15 protein-coding genes are annotated in these 19,578 nt (G+C 70.6%); 10 read left to right on the forward strand and 5 right to left on the reverse strand.

What is annotated here, in order from left to right:
- Positions 1–46: 46 nt before the first annotated feature.
- The gene (locus CP983_RS34170; protein WP_150503881.1) at positions 47–1,075 is read right to left on the reverse strand and encodes a phosphatase PAP2 family protein; all 1,029 of its coding nucleotides are present in this window, start codon (positions 1,073–1,075) and stop codon (positions 47–49) included.
- A gap of 434 nt (positions 1,076–1,509) precedes the next feature.
- On the opposite strand from CP983_RS34170, the gene CP983_RS34175 reads away from it, so the two are divergent.
- Together CP983_RS34175 and CP983_RS34180 are read left to right on the forward strand one after the other, a co-directional pair.
- Positions 1,510–3,117: an MFS transporter gene (locus CP983_RS34175; RefSeq protein ID WP_150503883.1), complete on the forward strand. Its 1,608-nt coding sequence runs from the start codon at positions 1,510–1,512 to the stop codon at positions 3,115–3,117.
- 123 nt (positions 3,118–3,240) lie between these two features.
- Positions 3,241–4,431, forward strand: a complete 1,191-nt coding sequence (locus CP983_RS34180; protein ID WP_125527906.1) for an acyl-CoA dehydrogenase family protein — start codon at positions 3,241–3,243, stop codon at positions 4,429–4,431.
- 35 nt (positions 4,432–4,466) lie between these two features.
- Here the strand turns inward: CP983_RS34180 and CP983_RS34185 are convergent, their stop codons facing one another.
- On the reverse strand, positions 4,467–4,904 hold the full coding sequence (locus CP983_RS34185) for a cell division protein SepF (protein ID WP_030954768.1): 438 nt from the start codon (positions 4,902–4,904) through the stop codon (positions 4,467–4,469).
- A gap of 322 nt (positions 4,905–5,226) precedes the next feature.
- Here CP983_RS34185 and CP983_RS34190 point away from each other — a divergent pair, with 322 nt between their 5' ends.
- The 4 genes from CP983_RS34190 to CP983_RS34205 all read left to right on the forward strand — a co-directional run bounded on the left by CP983_RS34190 (position 5,227) and on the right by CP983_RS34205 (position 10,250).
- Entirely contained in the window at positions 5,227–6,513 is a 1,287-nt protein-coding gene (locus CP983_RS34190; RefSeq protein ID WP_189748975.1) for a DUF5685 family protein, read from the forward strand.
- 406 nt (positions 6,514–6,919) lie between these two features.
- Complete coding sequence (locus tag CP983_RS34195) at positions 6,920–7,825, forward strand: S1 family peptidase (RefSeq protein WP_107909163.1); 906 nt, start codon at positions 6,920–6,922, stop codon at positions 7,823–7,825.
- Positions 7,826–7,989: 164 nt separating this feature from the next.
- A complete protein-coding gene (locus CP983_RS34200) occupies positions 7,990–8,889 on the forward strand; it encodes a slipin family protein (RefSeq protein ID WP_107909164.1) in 900 nt (299 codons plus the stop codon).
- Between the two features lie 278 nt (positions 8,890–9,167).
- A complete protein-coding gene (locus tag CP983_RS34205) occupies positions 9,168–10,250 on the forward strand; it encodes a S1 family peptidase (protein ID WP_107909165.1) in 1,083 nt (360 codons plus the stop codon).
- 369 nt (positions 10,251–10,619) lie between these two features.
- On the opposite strand, the gene CP983_RS34210 is transcribed toward CP983_RS34205, so the two are convergent.
- Entirely contained in the window at positions 10,620–11,699 is a 1,080-nt protein-coding gene (locus CP983_RS34210; RefSeq protein WP_150503885.1) for an ABC transporter permease, read from the reverse strand.
- A 164-nt stretch (positions 11,700–11,863) separates the two neighbouring features.
- On the opposite strand from CP983_RS34210, the gene CP983_RS34215 reads away from it, so the two are divergent.
- Together CP983_RS34215 and CP983_RS34220 are read left to right on the forward strand one after the other, a co-directional pair.
- Positions 11,864–15,310 (forward strand): DNA polymerase III subunit alpha, encoded by a 3,447-nt coding sequence (locus CP983_RS34215; RefSeq protein WP_150503887.1) that lies wholly within the window; start codon positions 11,864–11,866, stop codon positions 15,308–15,310.
- Complete coding sequence (locus tag CP983_RS34220; RefSeq protein WP_150503888.1) at positions 15,307–16,275, forward strand: DNA polymerase Y family protein; 969 nt, start codon at positions 15,307–15,309, stop codon at positions 16,273–16,275. Before CP983_RS34215 ends, CP983_RS34220 begins: the two co-directional genes overlap by 4 nt.
- 16 nt (positions 16,276–16,291) lie before the next feature.
- Here the strand turns inward: CP983_RS34220 and CP983_RS34225 are convergent, their stop codons facing one another.
- Positions 16,292–16,666: a cupin domain-containing protein gene (locus tag CP983_RS34225; protein WP_150503890.1), complete on the reverse strand. Its 375-nt coding sequence runs from the start codon at positions 16,664–16,666 to the stop codon at positions 16,292–16,294.
- A gap of 113 nt (positions 16,667–16,779) precedes the next feature.
- Between CP983_RS34225 and CP983_RS34230 the strand changes: the two genes are divergently transcribed.
- Together CP983_RS34230 and CP983_RS34235 are read left to right on the forward strand one after the other, a co-directional pair.
- On the forward strand, positions 16,780–17,226 hold the full coding sequence (locus CP983_RS34230; protein ID WP_150503892.1) for a MarR family winged helix-turn-helix transcriptional regulator: 447 nt from the start codon (positions 16,780–16,782) through the stop codon (positions 17,224–17,226).
- 173 nt (positions 17,227–17,399) lie between these two features.
- Entirely contained in the window at positions 17,400–18,272 is an 873-nt protein-coding gene (locus CP983_RS34235; RefSeq protein ID WP_150503894.1) for an esterase/lipase family protein, read from the forward strand.
- Between the two features lie 103 nt (positions 18,273–18,375).
- Here the strand turns inward: CP983_RS34235 and CP983_RS34240 are convergent, their stop codons facing one another.
- On the reverse strand, positions 18,376–19,413 hold the full coding sequence (locus CP983_RS34240) for a lytic polysaccharide monooxygenase (RefSeq protein WP_150503896.1): 1,038 nt from the start codon (positions 19,411–19,413) through the stop codon (positions 18,376–18,378).
- Positions 19,414–19,578: the final 165 nt, after the last annotated feature.

Consider the following 19,578-nt stretch of genomic DNA (forward strand, 5'->3'; position numbering starts at 1 on the left):
GCCGTGCGGTCGGTCGTGCGTACCGGACCGCGCCGTACGGGGCGGGTCAGCCGCCCGTCAGGGGTCGGGCCGTCGGGGTGCCCCCGCGGCCGATGCGGTCCGTGTGCGGCGGGCGGCGGCTGCCGGCCGGGGTGACCGGCGTGCGCTCCCCACGGGCCGTGTGCGGGCCCGGAGCGAGGTACACCGGCGCCCGTGGCGACCGGGCCGGCGGCGACGCCTCGCGCGCCGCGGCCTCGTCGCCGGAGGCCGTGGGACGCGGCTTGAGCAGCACCGGAGCCTCGACCGGGACCGGGGCGGTCGCGGGCAGGGCGCCGGCCCGGCGGGCGCGCAAGCGGTCGCGCAGGGCGAACAGCCAGGCCTCGGAGCGGGCGATCAGCGGCTCGAACCACGGCAGGGCGAGCAGGATCAGCAGACCGGCGGCCCAGCCGAGCAGCACGTCGCTCAACCAGTGCGTACCGAGGTAGACGGTGGACAGACCCACGCCCAGCGAGGTCACCGCCGACAGGGCCGACAGCCAGCGGCGCGCTCTCGGGGTCGAGGCCAGATAGGCCAGGATTCCCCAGGTCACCACGGCGTTGGCGGTGTGGCCGCTGGGAAATATATCGCCGCCCAGGCCCATCTCGTTCGAGCCGATGGTGGTCGCGTAGTGCGGGCCGAGCCGGCCCATGCCGATCTTGGCGGCACCGACGGTGATGTTCAGCAGCAGCAGCGAGACGCCGAGCGCGAGCAGCGGACGCAGGGTGTGCTGCCGCCACGAGCGCCAGCCCAGCCAGGCCGCGACCATCACGGCGGTCGGGCCGCGCTGGCCGAGCACCACGTAGTAGTCGACGAACGCGTGGATCTCCGCCCACTGCTGGTAGGGGCGGAAGAACATGACCTGCCAGTCGAGCCGGACGAGCCACGAGGTGATGACTACGGCCCACACGATGGCCCCGTAGAAGGCCAGGGTCGCGGAGAAGAGCACGATCCTGTGCCGGGTCATCCGCGGCACATCGATGTGGGCCGGACGTTCCGGTTCCCGGTCCAGCCTGGCGAAGACCCGGTCCAGACGGGTCAGCTTTCGTTCGGTACGCACCCAATCGACGTTACAGCGAGTGAGCGCAGTTCAAGGGCGATTCCACGGCTTTGTGATGACGATGTGATGTGGGATTCCTCTCAGGGGGCGGTTTATTTCCAAGGAATCCGTAATCATCCGCGGCTGCATCCTTCAATTCCTTTGATCATTCTGTTGGTTCGTTTTTCACCGCTTATGAATTCGTTCACCGAATCCTTGGGTGGAATTCTCCTGGGGCTCACCGGCCGCGGCCGGGTGCGTGTGGCGTACGCCACACGCGATCGTGTGCAGTCTGAGAGGTCCGCCACTCGGCCCGGACCTGGACTCGCGTACCCTGACGAGTCACTCGCCCTGGTTGCGCGGGCCGGAGACCACCGCTCCTCTCCGGCAGAGTCGCGGGGAGTCCCCACCCCGTGTGCCCGCCGAGGGCGAGGGAACATCTGGGAGGTACGTACATGTCCGGGACGACCACGGCTGCCGCTGCGCTGCGCCGTCGGGCGGCCGGGGCCGGTGCCAACCGCTGGGTCGTCCTCGTAGTCCTCTGCGTCAGCCTGCTGCTGGTCGCCGTCGACGCGACCGTGCTGCATGTGGCTGTGCCGGCCGTCACCGAGGACCTTCGCCCCGGCGCGATAGAACTGCTCTGGATCGTCGACATCTACCCGCTCGTCTGCGCCTCGCTGCTGATCCTCTTCGGCACGCTCGGTGACCGGGTCGGCCGCAGACGCGTCCTGCTCCTCGGGTACGGCCTCTTCGGCCTCGCCTCCGGCCTCGCGGCCCTCGCACACGACCCACAGGTGCTGATCCTGGCCCGCGCCCTGCTCGGGGTCGGCGGCGCGATGATCATGCCCGCGACCCTGTCGATCCTGCGCCAGGTCTTCCCGGACCGGCGCGAGCGCGCCCTCGCCATCGGCATCTGGAGCGCGGTGGCCGCGGTCGGCGCGGCGGTCGGACCGCTGCTCGGCGGCTTCCTCCTCGAGCACTTCTGGTGGGGCTCGGTCTTCCTCGTCAACATCCCGCTGATGCTGGTCAGCCTTCCGGTGGGCCGGCTGCTGCTGCCCGAGTCGAAGGGCGACCACAAGGGCCCCTGGGACGTGATCGGCGCGCTGCTCGCGGCGGCCGGTCTGTTCGGCGTCGTCCTCGGCGTCAAGCGGCTCGGCGGCGGGGAGCCGGTGGCCAGCCTGTTCACCCTGGTGCCGCTGGTGGTCGGCGCGGCGATGCTGATCCTCTTCGTACGGCGGCAGCGGCGGCGGACGTATCCGCTGGTCGACCTCAAGATGTTCGCGCGCCCCGCGTTCAGTACGTCCGTCGGGTGCATCGTGCTGGCGATGCTCGCGCTCGTCGGCCTGGAGCTGATCGCGGCGCAGTATCTGCAGCTCGTGCTCGGTCTGTCGCCGCTGGAGACCGGGCTGCGGCTGCTGCCGCTGACCTTCGCGGCGATGGCGTCCGGGCTCGCGGGGGCGCGGATGCTGCGGCGGTTCGGGCCGCGGCGGATGGTGTGCGCCGGGTTCTGTCTCACGGCGCTCGCGGTGGTCGTGCTGACCGCCATGGGCGGCGAGGACAACCCCGGGCTGCTGCTGGTCGGGTTCGTGTTGCTGGGCTTCGGCCTTGAGACGACGCTCTTCGGGGCGTACGAGTCGATGCTGAGCGAGGCTCCGCAGGAGCAGGCCGGTGGGGCGGCGGCGATCGGGGAGACGTCGTACCAGCTGGGCGCCGGTATCGGCATCGCGTTGCTGGGCAGCGTGATGAACGCGGCGTACGCCCCCGGGCTGTCGGCGGTGTCGGGCGTGCCGGATTCGGCCTCCACGGCCGCCTCGCACTCGTTGGGGGAGGCGTACGAGGTCGCCGGGCAGCTCGGTGGGTCGGCGGGGGCGGCGCTTCAGCACGCGGCGCGGAACGCGTTCGTGCACGGGCTGCATGTGACGTTGCTCGTCAGCGCGGGGCTGCTGCTGCTCGGGGCCGCGATGGCGTTGCGGTTGCCGCGGACCATGCAGTGCGAGGCAGATGCGGAGAGTGTGGAGCTGCCGAAGCCGAGGGAAGTCGCGGAGACCCGCGTCTCCGCCTGACCCGGCCTGCTCCCGCAGGCAGGTGCATCGTCACGCACTGGACGTGCGCGAGACTGCGTCGTAGCGTCTGGCTCACAGTCGTGACTAGCGGCGCTAGTTTAATTCGTTGCCGGAGGGTCTTCCATGTCCGCGTCCTCGAAGTTGCCCCCGTTCGATCCCGCTGATCCGCTCGGTGTCGACGATCTCCTGGAGCCCGAGGATCTGGCCGTGCGGGGCACCGTGCGGGCATGGGCGGCGGATCGGGTCCTGCCGTATGTCGCCGAGTGGTACGAGAAGGGCGAGCTGCCGGGGATCCGGGAGCTCGCGCGGGAGCTCGGGGAGATCGGTGCCCTCGGGATGTCCCTGGAGGGGTACGGGTGCGCCGGCGCCTCCGCCGTGCAGTACGGGCTCGCCTGTCTGGAGCTGGAGGCCGCCGACTCCGGGATCCGGTCCCTGGTGTCCGTGCAGGGGTCCCTCGCCATGTACGCCATTCACCGCTTCGGCAGCGAGGAGCAGAAGCAGACGTGGCTGCCCCGTATGGCCTCCGGCGAGGTCATCGGCTGCTTCGGGCTGACCGAGCCCGACCACGGGTCCGACCCCGGCTCCATGCGGACGTACGCCAAGCGCGACGGCTCCGACTGGGTCCTCAACGGGCGGAAGATGTGGATCACCAACGGGTCCGTGTCCGGTGTCGCCGTCGTGTGGGCGCAGACCGACGAGGGCATCCGCGGGTTCGTCGTGCCGGCCGACAGCGCAGGGTTCTCCGCGCCGGAGATCAAGCACAAGCTGTCGCTGCGGGCCTCCGTCACCAGTGAGCTCGTGATGGACGACGTACGGCTGCCGGCCGACGCGGTGCTGCCGGAGGTCGTCGGGCTCAAGGGGCCGCTCAGCTGTCTCTCGCACGCCCGGTACGGGATCGTGTGGGGCGCCATGGGCGCGGCGCGGTCCTGTTTCGAGGCCGCCGTGGACTACGCGAAGACGCGGGAGCAGTTCGGCCGGCCGATCGGGGGCTTCCAGCTCACCCAGGCCAAGCTCGCCGACATGGCGCTCGAACTGCACAAGGGGATCCTGCTCGCCCACCATCTGGGGCGGCGGATGGACGCCGGTCGACTGCGTCCGGAACAGGTCAGCTTCGGCAAGCTGAACAACGTCCGCGAGGCCATCGACATCTGCCGTACGTCGCGGACGATTCTCGGTGCCAACGGGATCTCGCTCGAATACCCGGTGATGCGGCACGCGACCAACCTCGAATCGGTGCTCACCTACGAGGGCACCGTCGAGATGCACCAGCTCGTGCTGGGCAAGGCGCTCACCGGGCTCGACGCCTTCCGCTGACCCACCAGGGGGCAGGGCCGGTGAACGGCCCTGCCTCAGCTCTGGTTGTAGAAGCCGTCCTCGCGGTGAGCCGCCCGCTCGCCGCTGATGATCTCCGTGTCGGCCGGCGTCAGCAGGAACACCCGGTTGGACACCCGGTCGATCGAACCGCGCAGACCGAAGATGAGCCCCGCCGCGAAGTCGACGACACGCTTGGCGTCGGCCGGCTCCATGGCCGTGAGGTTCATGATGACCGGGACCCCGTCCCGGAACAGCTCGCCGATGGCGCGGGCGTCCCGGAAGCTGTCCGGAGTGACCGTGCCGATCCGGCGGCCCTTCTCCTCCGCCACGTCCGTGGCCACCTTGACCCGCGGGTCGGTGACCCAGGCCTCCCCGGGCTCGGTCCCTTCGGAGTAGTCGTCGTCGTAGTAACGCTCGTCATCGTTGTCGTCGACGAGGCCCAGCCAGGCGCTCGCCTTGCGTACCGATCCCATGGACGCCTCCTCTCACAGCGGTCTCTGTTGCCTTCCGCATCCCTATGGTCATCCATGATGCGGACGTCGCGCCAAGTGGATAGACGCCGCGCGGGGGGTTTGTGACGGTACTGGTGCACAGCGAATACGTCGAGAGCCCGTGTCCCCCAAGGGGCATGCCACGTACGGCTGCTGACTGTGAGTGAAATATGATTCTTCGCGGCGTATGGGTGAGGCGGGGTGCGTACGGGTGAACGAGCCGTCCGTGGCGAACGACACGACGGCCGGTACGATGCGGCAGCTCAGCGTCGTAGATGCGTCGTAAGAACCTCGGGGGAGCGTCGTGTTCGGAATCGTCAGGCCCTGTCGTCATCGGCTCGGAGAGAACCTCACGGGCCAGTGGATGGCGCATTTGTGCGGGTTGTGCCTCTCGTTGCGCGGGGACCACGGTCAGTTCGCTCGGATCGTCACCAATTACGACGGGCTTCTCATCTCCGTCCTGACGGAAGCTCAGGCGGAGAATGCCGGCGGACTGCGGCGTACAGCAGGACCCTGCCCGCTGCGCGGGATGCGAACCGCGTCCGTCGCACAGGGTGAGGGCGCCCGGCTCGCCGCCGCCGTCTCGCTGGTGCTCGCCTCGGCCAAGGTCCGTGACCATGTCACCGACGGGGACGGGCTGCTGGCCCGTAAGCCGGTGGCGCTCGCCGCGCGCCGGGTGGCCGCCGGCTGGGGCGCGGCGGGTGCCCGTGGCGGCTCGGCCGTCGGGTTCGACACCGCCGTACTCGTCGACGCCGTGGACCGGCAGGTCGGCATCGAGACGCTGGCCGGGCTCGGCACCTCGGTGCTCACCGTGACCGAGCCGACCGAGACCGCGACCGCCGCGGCCTTCGCGCACACCGCGATCCTGGCAGGACGGCCGGGCAACGCCGAGCCGCTGGCCGAGGTCGGGCGCATGTTCGGGCGGCTGGCCCACCTCCTGGACGCCGTGGAGGACCGGGCGGCCGACGCCGAGGCGGGTGCGTGGAACCCCCTCACCGCGACCGGGACCTCGCTCGCCGAGGCGCGCCGGCTCGCCGACGACGCCGTGCACGGGGTGCGGCTGGCGCTGCGCGAGGTGGAGTTCACGGATCCGGGACTCGCCCACCTTCTGCTGGTGCACGAGCTGCGGCGCTCGGTGGACCGGGCGTTCGGCACGGTGCCGACCTGTGGGTCCCATGCCTCGCACGCGTCGCATCAGCCGGGGCAGCCCGGACCCTATGGACAGCCGCCGCAGCAGCCCGGGCCGTACGGCGCGCCGCAGAATCCGTACGCCGGGGGCGGGAATCCGTACGCCGGCGGGAACCCGTATGCCGGGGGCGGAGGCGCGCCCGGCGGTGGCGCCGGTGGAAGTGGTGGCGGTGGCGGTGACTTCGGAGGTTTCGGCGGGTTCGGCGGTGGGCCGGCCCCTCAGCCGCCGAAGCGGCGTGGGTTCTGGGCCGGCTGCGGGATGTTCTGGCTGCTGTGCTGCACCTGCAAGCTGTGCTGCGCCAAGGAGTACGAGGGCCCGTGGTCCCGCAAGAAGCGCGAGGGCTGCTGCCGTGACTGCGACTGCGACGGGTGCGACTGCTGCTGCCCCTGCGACGGCTGCTGAACGCCGCGCGTAGATGGCGGCTACTTCCGGACATCCCTGACACGGGGACCGTGCCGTACGGGCTCAACCGCGTCATGTTGCCGCTCCCTGCCTCCGCCGACCAATCCGTGCGTTCCTTTGCGCCACCTGGCAACACGTCCGACCTCGCTGTCGGCCGGGTGGGCGCAAGCTGCGCCGAGTGGCTCTGACCGGCTCTGACCGGGGCAGGAGCGGCCAACTCACACAGATGGTTCAAAAGTTGACGGCCGAAAGGCGCCCTTGTGCCGACCGGCCGTTCGACCGAATACTCCCCTCAGCGCTTGTCAGGGGCACGGCATGTTCGGAATCCGGACAGCAGCCCACTGACTGCGCCTCACCGGGCCCCGACCCCACGCGGGCCCCCGACTTCCCTTGGAGGGAACGAAAAGTGAGGATCAAGCGCACCACCCCCCGCAGCGGCATCACGAGACGGACCCGGCTGATCGCCGTTTCCACCGGCCTCGTTGCCGCGGCCGCGATCGCGATCCCCAACGCGACCGCCGCGGAGACTCCCGCCACCTTCAGTGCCGCCCAGCTCAAGAGCGCAAGCGGCTCCGTGCTGAAGGCCGACGTCCCGGGCACCGCCTGGTCCGTCGACAGCAAGACCAACCGCGTCACGGTGACCGTGGACAGCACGGTTTCCAAGGCGGAGATCGCGAAGATCAAGGAACAGGCCGGGGCGAACGCCGACGCGCTCACCATCAAGAGCGTCCCCGGCAAGTTCAGCAAGTTCATCCAGGGCGGCGACGCCATCTATGCGAGTAGCTGGCGCTGCTCGCTCGGCTTCAACGTCCAGGACAGCAGCGGTAACCAGTACTTCCTGACGGCCGGCCACTGCACCGACGGTGCGGGCACCTGGTGGTCCAACTCCGGCCACACCTCGGTCATCGGCTCGACCGCCGGCTCCAGCTTCCCGGGCAACGACTACGGCATCGTGCGCTACTCCGGTTCCGTCAGCCGGCCCGGTACCGCGAACGGCGTGGACATCACCCGCGCGGCCACGCCCAGCGTGGGCACCACCGTCATCCGTGACGGCTCCACCACCGGCACGCACAGCGGCCGTGTCACCGCCCTGAACGCCACCGTCAACTACGGCGGCGGCGACGTCGTCGGCGGGCTGATCCAGACCACGGTCTGCGCCGAGCCCGGTGACTCCGGCGGTTCGCTCTACGGCAGCAACGGCACCGCGTACGGTCTGACCTCCGGCGGCAGCGGCAACTGCTCCTCCGGCGGTACGACCTTCTTCCAGCCGGTCACCGAGGCCCTGAGCGCGTACGGCGTCAGCGTCTACTGAGTCCCGGTCCGGATCTGTTCGGTCCCGCCGCAGCCAGCAGCAAGCGAGCCCCCGCACGGCAACTGCCGTGCGGGGGCTCGCCCTTGCTCCGGTGGCGGGGTTACCGTCGACGTACAGGCAGTACTCCGCTGTAATGCGCCCACGTCGGACCCTGGGGGTCGGTGATGGTCGAGGAGCTGGTGGCGGCGGGAGTGACGCTCGCGTCCGCCGGGCTGGTCTATGTCGCGGCGGCCGCGCGGGTCGTCAAGCAGTACGAACGGGGCGTGGTCTTCCGCCTGGGGAAGCTCCGGCCCGAAGTGCGCGGGCCCGGGTTCACGATGATCGTGCCGGGCGTCGACAAGCTGCGCAAAGTGAACATGCAGATCGTGACGATGCCCATTCCCGCGCAGGAGGGCATCACCCGGGACAATGTGACCGTGCGGGTCGACGCCGTCGTCTACTTCAAGGTGACCGCGCCGGCCGAGGCGGTCGTACGGGTGGAGGACTACCGGTTCGCGGTCTCGCAGATGGCGCAGACCTCGTTGCGGTCCATCATCGGCAAGAGCGAGCTGGACGATCTGCTGTCCAGCCGCGAAAGGCTCAATCAAGGGCTGGAGTTGATGATCGACAGCCCGGCGGTCGAGTGGGGCGTGACGATCGACCGGGTGGAGATCAAGGACGTCTCCCTGCCCGAGACCATGAAGCGGTCGATGGCGCGGCAGGCCGAGGCCGACCGGGAGCGGCGGGCGCGGGTCATCAACGCCGACGCCGAGCTCCAGGCCTCGAAGAAGCTCGCGGAGGCCGCGCATCAGATGTCCGACGCGCCGGCGGCCCTTCAGTTGCGGCTGCTTCAGACGGTGATGGCGGTGGCGGCCGAGAAGAACTCCACGCTGGTGCTGCCGATTCCGGTGGAATTGCTGCGATTTCTGGAGAAAGGGGCGCAGGTTGCGGTCCCCGGCCAGGGGTCGGGTGGTGACGCGCAGCGGGCGGCGCCTGTTGAATCCCGGACCGTTCAGGACGAACTTCCCTCCGGTGAAGCTCGTTTGGATCCGGAGCCGGATGTGTCGATTTTGAGACAGGAGTAGACCTCACGCACTGCTTATGCTTCGCTCGCTTGCGGTGTTTGCTGAGCGAAGAGAGCGTGCGTGACTGTGCACGGTCAAGACAGCGGGGGCGTGCAAACGTGTTCTACGCGCGTCCGGAAGTCGACCTTGTGTGCTCCCTTCGAACCTAGGAATAGTGAACCTTGTTCAACCGGCGCGGACGCGGCTTTTGTTGTGAGCCGTCCCCGTGGCCGTACGCCTTCCGGTCCGGCGAGGTCCCCACAACCTCTCGGGCCGACCCCCCCACAGGAGGACGTGAGTTGAAGCACCGACGCATACCCAAGCGACGGGCAGCCGTGGCAGGTGCGGGTATCGCCGCGCTGGTTGCCGCGGGCGTGACCTTGCAGACTGCGAACGCCAGCGAGACGCCCGAGACTTCCGCGCCGAAGACCCTGTCGGTCTCCGCGGCCGGAAAGCTCGCCTCGACGCTGGTCAAGGACCTGGGCGGCGATGCCGCGGGCTCGTACTACGACACGCAGGCCAAGAGCCTCGTGGTGAACGTGCTCGACGAGGCCGCCGCGGACGCCGTCGAGGCGGCCGGCGCCAAGGCGCGGGTCGTCGAGAACTCGCTGGCCGAGTTGAAGAGCGCGCGTACGACGCTGAAGCAGGACGCGACGATTCCCGGTACGGCCTGGGTGACGGACCCGGCGACGAACAGAGTCGTCGTCACCGCCGACCGTACGGTGTCCGACGCCGAGTGGGCCAAGCTCGGCAAGGTCGTCGACGGGCTGGGCGCCAAGGCGGAACTGAAGCGGTCGAAGGGGGAGTACAAGCCCTTCATCGCGGGTGGTGACGCGATCACCGGTGGCAGCGGGCGTTGCTCGCTCGGCTTCAACGTGGTCAAGGGCGGCGAGCCGTTCTTCCTGACCGCCGGGCACTGCACCGAGAGCATCAAGGACTGGTCGGACTCCAGCGGGACGCAGATCGGGTCGAACGAGTCGTCCAGCTTCCCGGACAACGACTACGGGCTGGTCAAGTACACGGCCGAGGTCGAGCACCCGAGTGAGGTGAACCTCTACAACGGGTCCACGCAGGCGATCAGTGGGGCCGCGGAGGCCACCGTCGGTATGGAGGTCACTCGTAGCGGGTCGACCACGCAGGTGCACGACGGCAAGGTGACCGGGCTCGACGCCACCGTGAACTACGGCAACGGTGACATCGTCAACGGGCTGATCCAGACCGACGTGTGCGCCGAGCCGGGTGACAGTGGTGGTTCGCTGTTCTCCGGTGACAAGGCGATCGGGCTCACCTCCGGCGGTAGTGGTGACTGCACCGCCGGTGGGGAGACGTTCTTCCAGCCGGTGACCGAGGCGCTGTCTGCCACGGGTACCGAGATCGGCTGACGTACGTAGCTTTGCGGAGTCCCGTCCCTGGTTGTGGGGGCGGGGCTTTCGCGTTCGTGATGCCTGCGGCGGCCCGTTGCGCCGGGTGGGGGCTTGCGTAGCGCCTGTGGGTGCTTTGTGGGTCGGGGCCGTGCCGGGGGGTGTCCGTCCTCGGTCGGGCGGTTGCCCTCACTTAGAAGGGTGCTGTGTCTTGACGCCCGCCGCTGCGGGCGGACACCCCCCGGCACGTCCCCTCACCGCCGTGGGCGACTGCAACTCCGTAGGGGCGCGGGGAACTGCGCAACGGTTGTGACGGGTGCGGTCACGTCGCGGCGCAGGCCCACTGCAACGCCCTTCTTTTAGGGGCGCGGGGAACTGCGCGATCAGCCCCTACGGAGTTGCAGTCGCCGTCGGGCCCGGTGCGGCAGGTTCCTTTGGCGTTCGGTCCTTGCCTCGAAGCGCCGCCGCCAAGAGGGTGATCGCCGCTCCTGCTACCGCCCAGGCCGAGAGGACCAGCAGGGAGCCGGTCGTGTCGTTGCCGTTGAAGTAGGCGACCGAGCGGGTTGTCCAGGTGCCCGCGCCGGGGGGTAGGGCCGGGCCGATGTCGTGCCAGAACGGGGGGAGCAGTGGGGGTGGCAGGGCTCCACCCGCGCTCGGGTTGCCCAGGATCACCACGATCAGGATCACCAAGCCGATTCCGGCCATGCCGAAGACGGCCTGAAAGGCGAAGGTGGCCGCGCCCACGGCGAAGACGATCAGGGTGCCCACGCCCCAGAGGGCGGCGATGCTGCCGGGCAGTGCGCCCAGGATGGGGCCGACGATCAGGGCGCCGCCCAGGCCGGCCACGGCGGCCACCAGGGCCATGACGATGAGGCGGATCACCGAGCGTCTCAGGGTGGGGCGGCGGGCGCCCGAGCTGATCGTGATGATCGACGCGCAGAGGTAGCCGCCGACGCACCAGCCCACGGTCACGTAGAAGGAGGTCAGGCCGTTGGCGTCGTGGCGGTCCGCAGGGGCCACGTCGACAACGCGGAGGGTGCGGGCCTCGGACCTTTCCAGGGTGGCCACCAGGGACTCCAGGGTGGCGGCCAGTGCTCTGCCGCCTCCGGTGGCCACCAGGAGGGTGTCCGTGGTGGTGGTCGGGTCGATCACCAGGGCGCCGTCGATCTCCCGGTCCAGGATCTGGTCGCGGGCCGTCTCCACGTCGGGCAGGGCGCGGGGGTCCAGCGGGTCGCCTGGCAGGTTCTGCAGTCGGTCCACCGTCTGCTGGGCGGCCACCTCGGGGGCCACTACTCCCAAGGGCACGTTCTTGGGTTTCGGGTCGTGGAGGGCGCCCACATAGGAGGCGATGAAGAGCAGGGCGAGGACCACCGTGCCGGTCACCAGGATCGTGGCCCGGGGGGTGACGGCGTCCTTCACCTCGGCCAGGAAGGAGGGGTGGGGAGTGCCGGCGCCGGGGGTCTGCGTCATGCCCCCACCGTCCGGGTCGGCGAGTGTTTGCGCAGGTGGGAGGCGGCCGAACGGATGTCGTACGAGTGTTCGATAACGGTCCCGGAATGGTCTATGGTGGAGGTGGGAGAGTTGGGAACTGATGTTCGAGTGATGGCTCGGACTCGCTGGCGCGGGAGGTGCGTGTGTCGGGCTTCGCGCATCTGCACACCGCCTCCGGGTTCTCCCTGAGGTACGGCGCCTCGCACCCGGAGCGGCTGGCCGAGCGCGCCTCCGAGCGGGGGATGGATGCGCTGGCGCTCACCGACCGGGACTCGCTCGGGGGTGCGGTCCGGTTCGCCAAGGCGTGTGCGGCTGCGGGGGTGCGGCCGCTGTTCGGTGTGGAGCTGGCTGTGGAGGGGTTCGGGGTTCCGGAGGGGGGTGCGGGGCGGCGTCGGGCTCCTGTGTGGGGTGGGGCTTTTGTCGATGAGTCGACTCCTCGGGTCACCTTTCTCGGGCGGGACGGGGCCCGGGGGTGGGGCGATCTGTGCCGAATCGTTTCGGCGGCGCATGGTGGGGAGGGGGCGCCGATGCTGCCCCGGGAGGACAACCGGGGGGACGGCCTGATCGTCCTGCTCGGGCCCGACTCCGACGTCGGACGCGCGCTCGCCGCCGGCCGGCCCGATCGCGCGGCCCGGCTGCTCGTGCCCTGGCGGGAGATCTACGGCCACTCCCTGCGGCTGGAGGCCGTGTGGCACGGGCGCAAGGGCACCGGTCCGGGGTCGCTGCGGCTGGCCGCCCGTACCGTCGGCTTCGCCGCCGAGCAGCAGCTGCGGCCCGTGCTGAGCAATGCCGTCCGCTATGCCGATCCGGGCCTCGGGCCGGTCGCCGATGTGCTGGACGCCGCGCGCCGGCTCGTGCCCATCGACTCCACCAAGGAGCTGGACTCCGGTGAGGCCTGGCTCAAAGGTGCCGGGGACATGGCGCGGGTCGCCGAGCGGGTCGTCGAGGCCGCGGGGTTCCGGCGTGACACCGGGTACCGGCTGCTGGAGCAGACCGGGGCGACGGCTGCCGAGTGCCTCGTCGATCCCGAGGACGACCTCGGCATCGGCACCGTCCACTTCCCCGAACCGCATCTCGTCGGCGCCGGGTGGCGCAGCGCACAGCGGGCGCTCGCCTCGCGGGCGGCGGCGGGCATGGTGCTGCGCGGCTACGACGGGCGGCGGGCGTACTGGGAGCGGGTGCACCAGGAGCTGGACATCATCGCCCACCACGGGTTCGCCTCCTACTTCCTGACGGTCGCCCAAGTCGTCGATGACGTAAGGAGGATGGGGATCCGGGTGGCCGCCCGGGGATCCGGTGCGGGGTCGCTCGTCAATCATCTGCTCGGCATCGCGCACGCCGATCCCGTGGAGCACGGGCTGCTGATGGAGCGCTTCCTGTCCAAGCGCCGGCCGGTGCTGCCCGACATCGACATCGATGTGGAGTCCGCTCGGCGGCTGGAGGTCTACCGGGCGATCATCGACCGGTTCGGGACCGAGCGGGTCGCGACCGTCTCCATGCCGGAGACCTATCGGGTACGGCACGCGGTACGGGACGTGGGCGCGGCTCTGTCCATGGACCCCGCCGACATCGACCGGATCGCCAAGTCCTTCCCGCACATCCGGGCCCGCGACGCCCGCGCCGCGCTGGAGGAACTGCCCGAGCTGCGGCAACTGGCCGGGGAGCGGGAGCGGTACGGCAAGCTGTGGGAGCTGGTCGAGGCGCTGGACGCCCTGCCGCGCGGCATCGCCATGCATCCGTGCGGGGTGCTGCTGTCGGACGCCTCCCTGCTCTCCCGTACGCCGGTCATGCCGACCAGCGGCGAGGGCTTCCCCATGTCGCAGTTCGATAAGGACGACGTAGAGGACCTCGGGCTGCTCAAGCTCGACGTGCTGGGCGTACGGATGCAGTCGGCGATGGCGCACGCGGTCGCGGAGGTGGAGCGGGCCACGGGGGAGCGGGTCGACCTGGACGGGGTGGCGGACGGGGATCCCGCCACGTACCGACTGGTCCGGTCGGCCGAGACGCTGGGCTGCTTCCAGATCGAGTCGCCGGGCCAGCGCGACCTGGTCGGGCGGCTCCAGCCGGCCACCTTCCACGACCTCGTCGTCGACATCTCGCTCTTCCGGCCCGGCCCGGTCGCCGCCGACATGGTGCGGCCGTTCATCGAGGCGCGGCACGGGCGGGCGCCCGTGCGCTATCCGCACAAGGATCTTCAGGGGCCGCTGCGGGAGACGTACGGGGTCGTCGTCTTCCACGAGCAGATCATCGACATCGTGCACATCATGACCGGCTGCGGGCGGGACGAGGCCGACCGGGTGCGGCGCGGGCTGTCCGATCCCGAGTCGCAGGGGCGGATCCGGGTGTGGTTCGCGCAGCACGCGGCGGCCAAGGGGTACGACGCGGAGACCATCGGGCGGACCTGGGAGATCGTCGAGGCCTTCGGGTCGTACGGCTTCTGCAAGGCGCACGCGGTCGCCTTCGCGGTGCCGACCTATCAGTCGGCCTGGCTGAAGGCGCATCATCCGGCCGCCTTCTACGCGGGGCTGCTCACGCACGACCCCGGGATGTATCCGAAGCGGCTGCTGCTGGCGGACGCGCGGCGGCGTGGGGTGCCGATCCTGCCGTTGGACGTGAACGCGTCGGGAGTCGCACACCGTATCGAACTGGTGTCTGAATCTGGGGAGTCGAAGAGCTCGCGAAAGGTGTGGGGACTGCGGCTCGCCCTCTCCGACGTGCACGGCATCAGCGAGGCCGAGGCGGCACGGGTCGCGGACGGACAGCCGTACGCCTCGCTGCTCGACTTCTGGGAGCGGGCCCGGCCCAGCCGTCCGCTGGCCCAGCGGCTCGCGCAGGTCGGCGCGCTGGACGCCTTCGGGGCCAACCGGCGTGATCTGCAACTGCATCTGACCGAACTGCACCGGGGCGCCCGCAGCGGTGGCGGCGGGCAACTCCCGCTGGCCGGCGGACGGAAGACCGCCGCTGCCGGGCTGCCCGACCTCACCTCGGCGGAGCGGCTCAGTGCCGAGCTGGGAGTGCTGTCCATGGACGCCTCACGCAATCTGATGGACGACCACCGGGCGTTCCTCGACGAGCTGGGCGTCGTGTCGGCACGGCGGCTGCGCGATGCCGGGCACGGCGAGAGCGTGCTGGTCGCGGGCGCCAAGGCGGCCACCCAGACGCCGCCGATCCGGTCCGGCAAGCGGGTCATCTTCAGCACCCTGGACGACGGGACGGGGCTGGTGGACCTCGCCTTCTTCGACGACTCGCACGATGCGTGCGCCCACACCGTCTTCCACTCCTGGCTGCTGCTGGTGCGGGGCGTGGTGCAGCGGCGCGGGCCGCGCAGTCTGAGCGTGGTGGGATCCACCGCCTGGAACCTCGCCGAGCTGATCGAGCTGCGCGCCGAGGGCGGCCTGGACGTGGTGGCGGCCCGGCTGGCGGAGCCGGTGGCGGCGCCGGAGGGGGACGACGGGGATCCGGCACGCGGCCGGCGAATCCAAATGCCCACCGGATACGAACTGAACCCGTGGGCCGATCTACGACCGGCGGGTCAAGAGCCTTCACAGGTACGGAAGTTGTGGCACCAGAGTCCGGGGAGTGCGGGATGACCATCCTCTGCGTACGTTTCCAGCTGCCGCCGACGCGCGAGGCGGCCCTGCCGGGGCTGCTCGGGCTGCTGGAGGACTTCACGCCGGTCGTCCAGGCGTTGCCACCGGATGCGGCGCTGGCCGATCTGCGGGGTGCCGAGCGGTACTTCGGGCGGGACGCGGTCGAGCTCGCGTCGGTGATCCGGGTGCGCGCCCTCGCCCATCACGGGGTCGACTGCGCGATCGGCGCCGGGCCGGGGCCGATGCTGGCCCGCGTGGCGCTGGGGGAGGCGCGGCCCGGAGTGACGTGTGCGGTTCCCGAGGACGCCGCCACGGAGTTCCTCGCCGACAAGCCGGTCGCCGCGCTGCCCGGCGTCGGTGCCGCGACCGCCCGCACCCTGTGCGAGTACGGCCTCGACACCCTCGGCCTGGTCGCCGCCGCCCCGCTGTCCACGCTCCAGCGGCTGATCGGCGCGAAGGCCGGCCGCGAGCTGCGCGAGAAGGCGAGCGGAATCGACCGGGGCCGGGTCGTCCCGGACGGCGTGTCGCGGTCGCTGGCCACCGAGCGCCCCTTCACCCGCGACGAGCTGGATCCCGACCGGCACCGCCGTGCCCTGCTGTCGGCCGCCGAGGAACTGGGCGCCCGGCTGCGCGCCCTGGACAAGGTCTGCCGCACCCTGACCCTCACCGTCCGCTACGCCGACCGTTCCTCGACGACCCGCAGCCGCACCCTGAAGGAGCCGACGGCCCACTCGGCGGCGCTGACCAGGGCGGCGTACGGCATGTACGAGGCCCTCGGTCTCCAGCGCGCCCGCGTCCGGGCCCTCGCCCTGCGCGCCGAGGGCCTCGACCCCGCCGAGCAGGCCTCCTACCAGCTCACCTTCGACCCGCTCGACGAGAAGGCCCGCCGTATCGAGGAGGTCGCGGACCGTGCGCGGGCGAAGTTCGGGCCGCATGCGGTGATGCCGGGGTCGCTCGCCGCGTAGTCCCCTCGCGCGCGGGTCAGTTGGCCCACGGCGGCGTGATGACGGTGCCGTCGGCCAGCTCCGCGGTCAGACCGATGGACGTGGTGACCCAGGTGACGGCGGTCCGCCCGGTCGGGTTCTCGACGGTCAGGGTCGCGCCCGGGTTGATGATCAGGGTGTCGCCCGCGGTGATCCGGTCGGTGCGGTCGTCGAGCGTGACCAGCAGTTCGCCGTCGAGGAGGTGCAGGATCTCCTCCCGGTTGACGGTGTGGGCGGGCGCCTTGGTCCCGGCCGGTATCTCGCCGCGCCAGGCGCACAGCTCCTTGCTGCCGGTGCCGGGGGTGGCGTACGAGACGAAACGGGCGCCGTGGATCTCGTGGGTGACGGCCTCGGACGCTCGGATCACGGGCATGTGTGGCTCCTTGGGGAGATGGTCGAGCTCGGGAAAAATGGTCAAGCTGCTTGACTATATGAACCTATGGTCAAGCTGCTTGACCGATCCGTCAAGGGTGTTTCAATGCCTGCGTGCAGAACTCCGAAGCCATGGCCCTGTCCGCCGCCCTGCTCGCCGTCGCCGGCGAACTCACGCAGCGCATCAACGACGGCGTGGTCGCCCGGGGCTTCGAGGGGGTCAGGCCCGCGCACGGTTTCGCCTTCGCCCGGCTCGCCCCGGCCGGGGCGACCGTCACCGACCTCGCCGTCCATCTCGGCGTGACCAAGCAGGCCGCGAGTCAGCTCGTGGACGAGATCGTGCGCAAGGGGTACGCCGAGCGCCGGCCGCACCCCGATGACGCGCGGGCCCGTCTGGTCGTGCTGACCGAGCGGGGGTGGGCGTGCACCCGTGCCGCCGAGGAGGCGGCCGCCGAGGCCGTCCGGGGGTGGGCCGATGTACTGGGGGAGGCGCAGGTGCGGGCGCTGCTGGGGCAATTGGCGCGCATCGCGCCCAATGGCCCCATCCGGCCTGCCTGGTGACGGTTCATCAGTAGATGTAGTGCACCTCTGACTATCACTGGAAGTTTTTACTGACGCGTAACTTCACACGTGTGCTACTCGCCCGTAACTTGACGAGTGAACAGCATCCTCGTGATCCGGATCACAGGGCGTAAGGCCGTCGCACCTCCCTTGAGCCGCAAGGAGATCACACGATGCTGCCCTGGAAACGAGTGCTCAGACCGCTGGCCGCACTGCTCCTGACCGCCGCCGTCGCCGTCGTCCCCGCCGCCACCACCGCCCAGGCCGCCGAAACGGCGGCGGCACCCAGCAGAGGTTGGAACGACTACTCCTGCAAGCCGTCCGCCGCCCATCCCCGCCCCGTCGTCCTCGTCCACGGAACCTTCGCCAACTCCGTCGACAACTGGCTGGGGCTCGCGCCCTACTTGAAGGACCGCGGCTACTGCGTCTTCTCCCTCGACTACGGCCAGCTGCCGGGCGTGCCGTTCTTCCACGCCCTCGGACCCATCGACAAGTCGGCGGAGCAACTGTCCGCCTATGTCGACAAGGTGCTTGCCGCGACCGGTGCCGCCGAGGCCGACCTCGTCGGCCACTCGCAGGGCGGCATGATGCCCCGCTACTACCTCAAGTTCCTCGGCGGTGCCGGCAAGGTGAACGCCCTCGTCGGCATCGCGCCCAACAACCACGGCACCACCCTGTCGGGGATCGCCAACCTGCTGCCGTACTTCCCCGGCGCGGAGGACCTGCTCAGCGCCGCGACCCCCGCCCTCGCCCAGCAGGTCGTCGGCTCCGACTTCATGACCAAGCTCAACGCGGGCGGCGACACCGTCCCCGGTGTGCGCTACACGGTCATCGCCACCAAGTACGACGAGGTGGTCACGCCGTGGCGGACCCAGTTCCTGACCGGGCCCGACGTGAAGAACGTCCTGATCCAGGACCTGTGCGCCGTCGACATCTCCGAGCACGCGCTCATCGGCATCACCGACCGGATCGCCTTCCACGAGGTGGCCAACGCGCTCGACCCCGCCCACGCCCGCCCCACCACCTGTGCGTCCGTGTTCAGTTGAGCGACTGAGCGACTGAGCGACTGAGCGACTGAGCGCGGGACCGGGACACACCGCCGGGGCCTGACCGGCCTGAGCCGCCGTTCAGGCCCCGGAGTCCTTGTCGTCAGCGGCCGTGCCGACCACCGGCCGCCGCCCGCCGGCGCACCGAGGCGAACAGCACCGCCGAACCCAGCGCCAGCGTCGCCGCACCACCCATCGCGAGATACGCCGTGCTGCTGTCCCCGCCGGTCTCGGCCAGGTTCTCGGTGGCGCCCGCCGCCTTCGGCCGGTTGGCCGGGGCGGTGGACGCGTCGTCCTCGGCCGCCGCGACCGGCTCCGCCGACGTGCTGGCGTCCTGGTCACCGTGGCCGTGGTGCTCGATCGTCGACTGGTCGGCACCGGCCTCGATCTGCTCCTCGGAGGGCGCGGAGGCGCTGGGGGCGGCGGACGCGTCGGTGTTGGAGTCGCCACTGCCACTGCCACTGCCGGTGCTGCCGCCACCGTTCGAGGTGCCGCCGCCGCTCGCGCCGCCGAAGGCGACGTCCGAGCAGGAGTAGAACGCCTCCGGGCTGTCCGAGCGCTGCCAGACCGCGTACAGCAGCTGCTTGCCGGAGCGCTGCGGCAGGGTGCCGGAGAACGTGTAGAAGCCGCCCGAAGCCGCCGGGTCGGTGACCGTCGCCACCGGGTTCGACAGATCCAGGTCGCCCCAGGCCAGCGGCTTCGCGGGGTCATAGCCCGCCTTGGTGATGTACACCTTGAAGGTGCCCTTGTGCGGGGCGGTCACGCGGTACTTGAAGGTGTACGACCCGCTGCTCACGCTCGTCGCCGGCCAGTCGGCGCGGGCCAGGTCCAGGCCCTTGAACTCCTCGCTGTTCGCGCTGCACAGCTTGCCGTCCGGGATCAGCTCCTGGTGCCGGCCGGCGGCGTCGCCGATGCGTATGCCGTTCCAGTCGTAGAGGGCTTGCGTGCCGCCCGCCGCGACCGCCGCCTTGCACGCGTCGGACTTCGGGCTCTCCGGGCCCTCCGCGTAGCACTGCGAGACCCGGCTGACCGGGTCGCCCATCGAGCCGTGCGCCGAGGCGGGCGCGGCGGCGAGGGCGGTCAGCGCGAGCGGGGTCAGGCCGAGAGTGGCGACGGCGGCGGCCTTGCGGCGTGCGGACATGGAAGGTCTCCTCGAGGGCCTGATGCATGGGGTGAATCCCGTGGGGGCGATCAGAAACTAGCCCGGGAAACCCGCGAATTCGCCTGCTGGAGACGGCTGATGGCGATCTTTAGGGCCGCCTTAAGGTACGGCTAACCAGGGGCTCAGGATGCCGGGATGCCGAAG

Source organism: Streptomyces chartreusis, from assembly GCF_008704715.1.
Taxonomy (GTDB): Bacteria; Actinomycetota; Actinomycetes; order Streptomycetales; family Streptomycetaceae; genus Streptomyces; species Streptomyces chartreusis.

Coding starts and splice junctions, on each gene's coding strand:
- CP983_RS34180 (WP_125527906.1), top strand. CDS start 3,241: ATGTCCGCGTCCTCGAAGTTGCCCCCGTTCGATCCCGCTGATCCGCTC.
- CP983_RS34240 (WP_150503896.1), bottom strand. CDS start 19,413: ATGTCCGCACGCCGCAAGGCCGCCGCCGTCGCCACTCTCGGCCTGACC.
- CP983_RS34200 (WP_107909164.1), top strand. CDS start 7,990: ATGGTCGAGGAGCTGGTGGCGGCGGGAGTGACGCTCGCGTCCGCCGGG.
- CP983_RS34220 (WP_150503888.1), top strand. CDS start 15,307: ATGACCATCCTCTGCGTACGTTTCCAGCTGCCGCCGACGCGCGAGGCG.
- CP983_RS34235 (WP_150503894.1), top strand. CDS start 17,400: ATGCTGCCCTGGAAACGAGTGCTCAGACCGCTGGCCGCACTGCTCCTG.
- CP983_RS34175 (WP_150503883.1), top strand. CDS start 1,510: ATGTCCGGGACGACCACGGCTGCCGCTGCGCTGCGCCGTCGGGCGGCC.
- CP983_RS34185 (WP_030954768.1), bottom strand. CDS start 4,904: ATGGGATCGGTACGCAAGGCGAGCGCCTGGCTGGGCCTCGTCGACGAC.
- CP983_RS34210 (WP_150503885.1), bottom strand. CDS start 11,699: ATGACGCAGACCCCCGGCGCCGGCACTCCCCACCCCTCCTTCCTGGCC.
- CP983_RS34225 (WP_150503890.1), bottom strand. CDS start 16,666: ATGCCCGTGATCCGAGCGTCCGAGGCCGTCACCCACGAGATCCACGGC.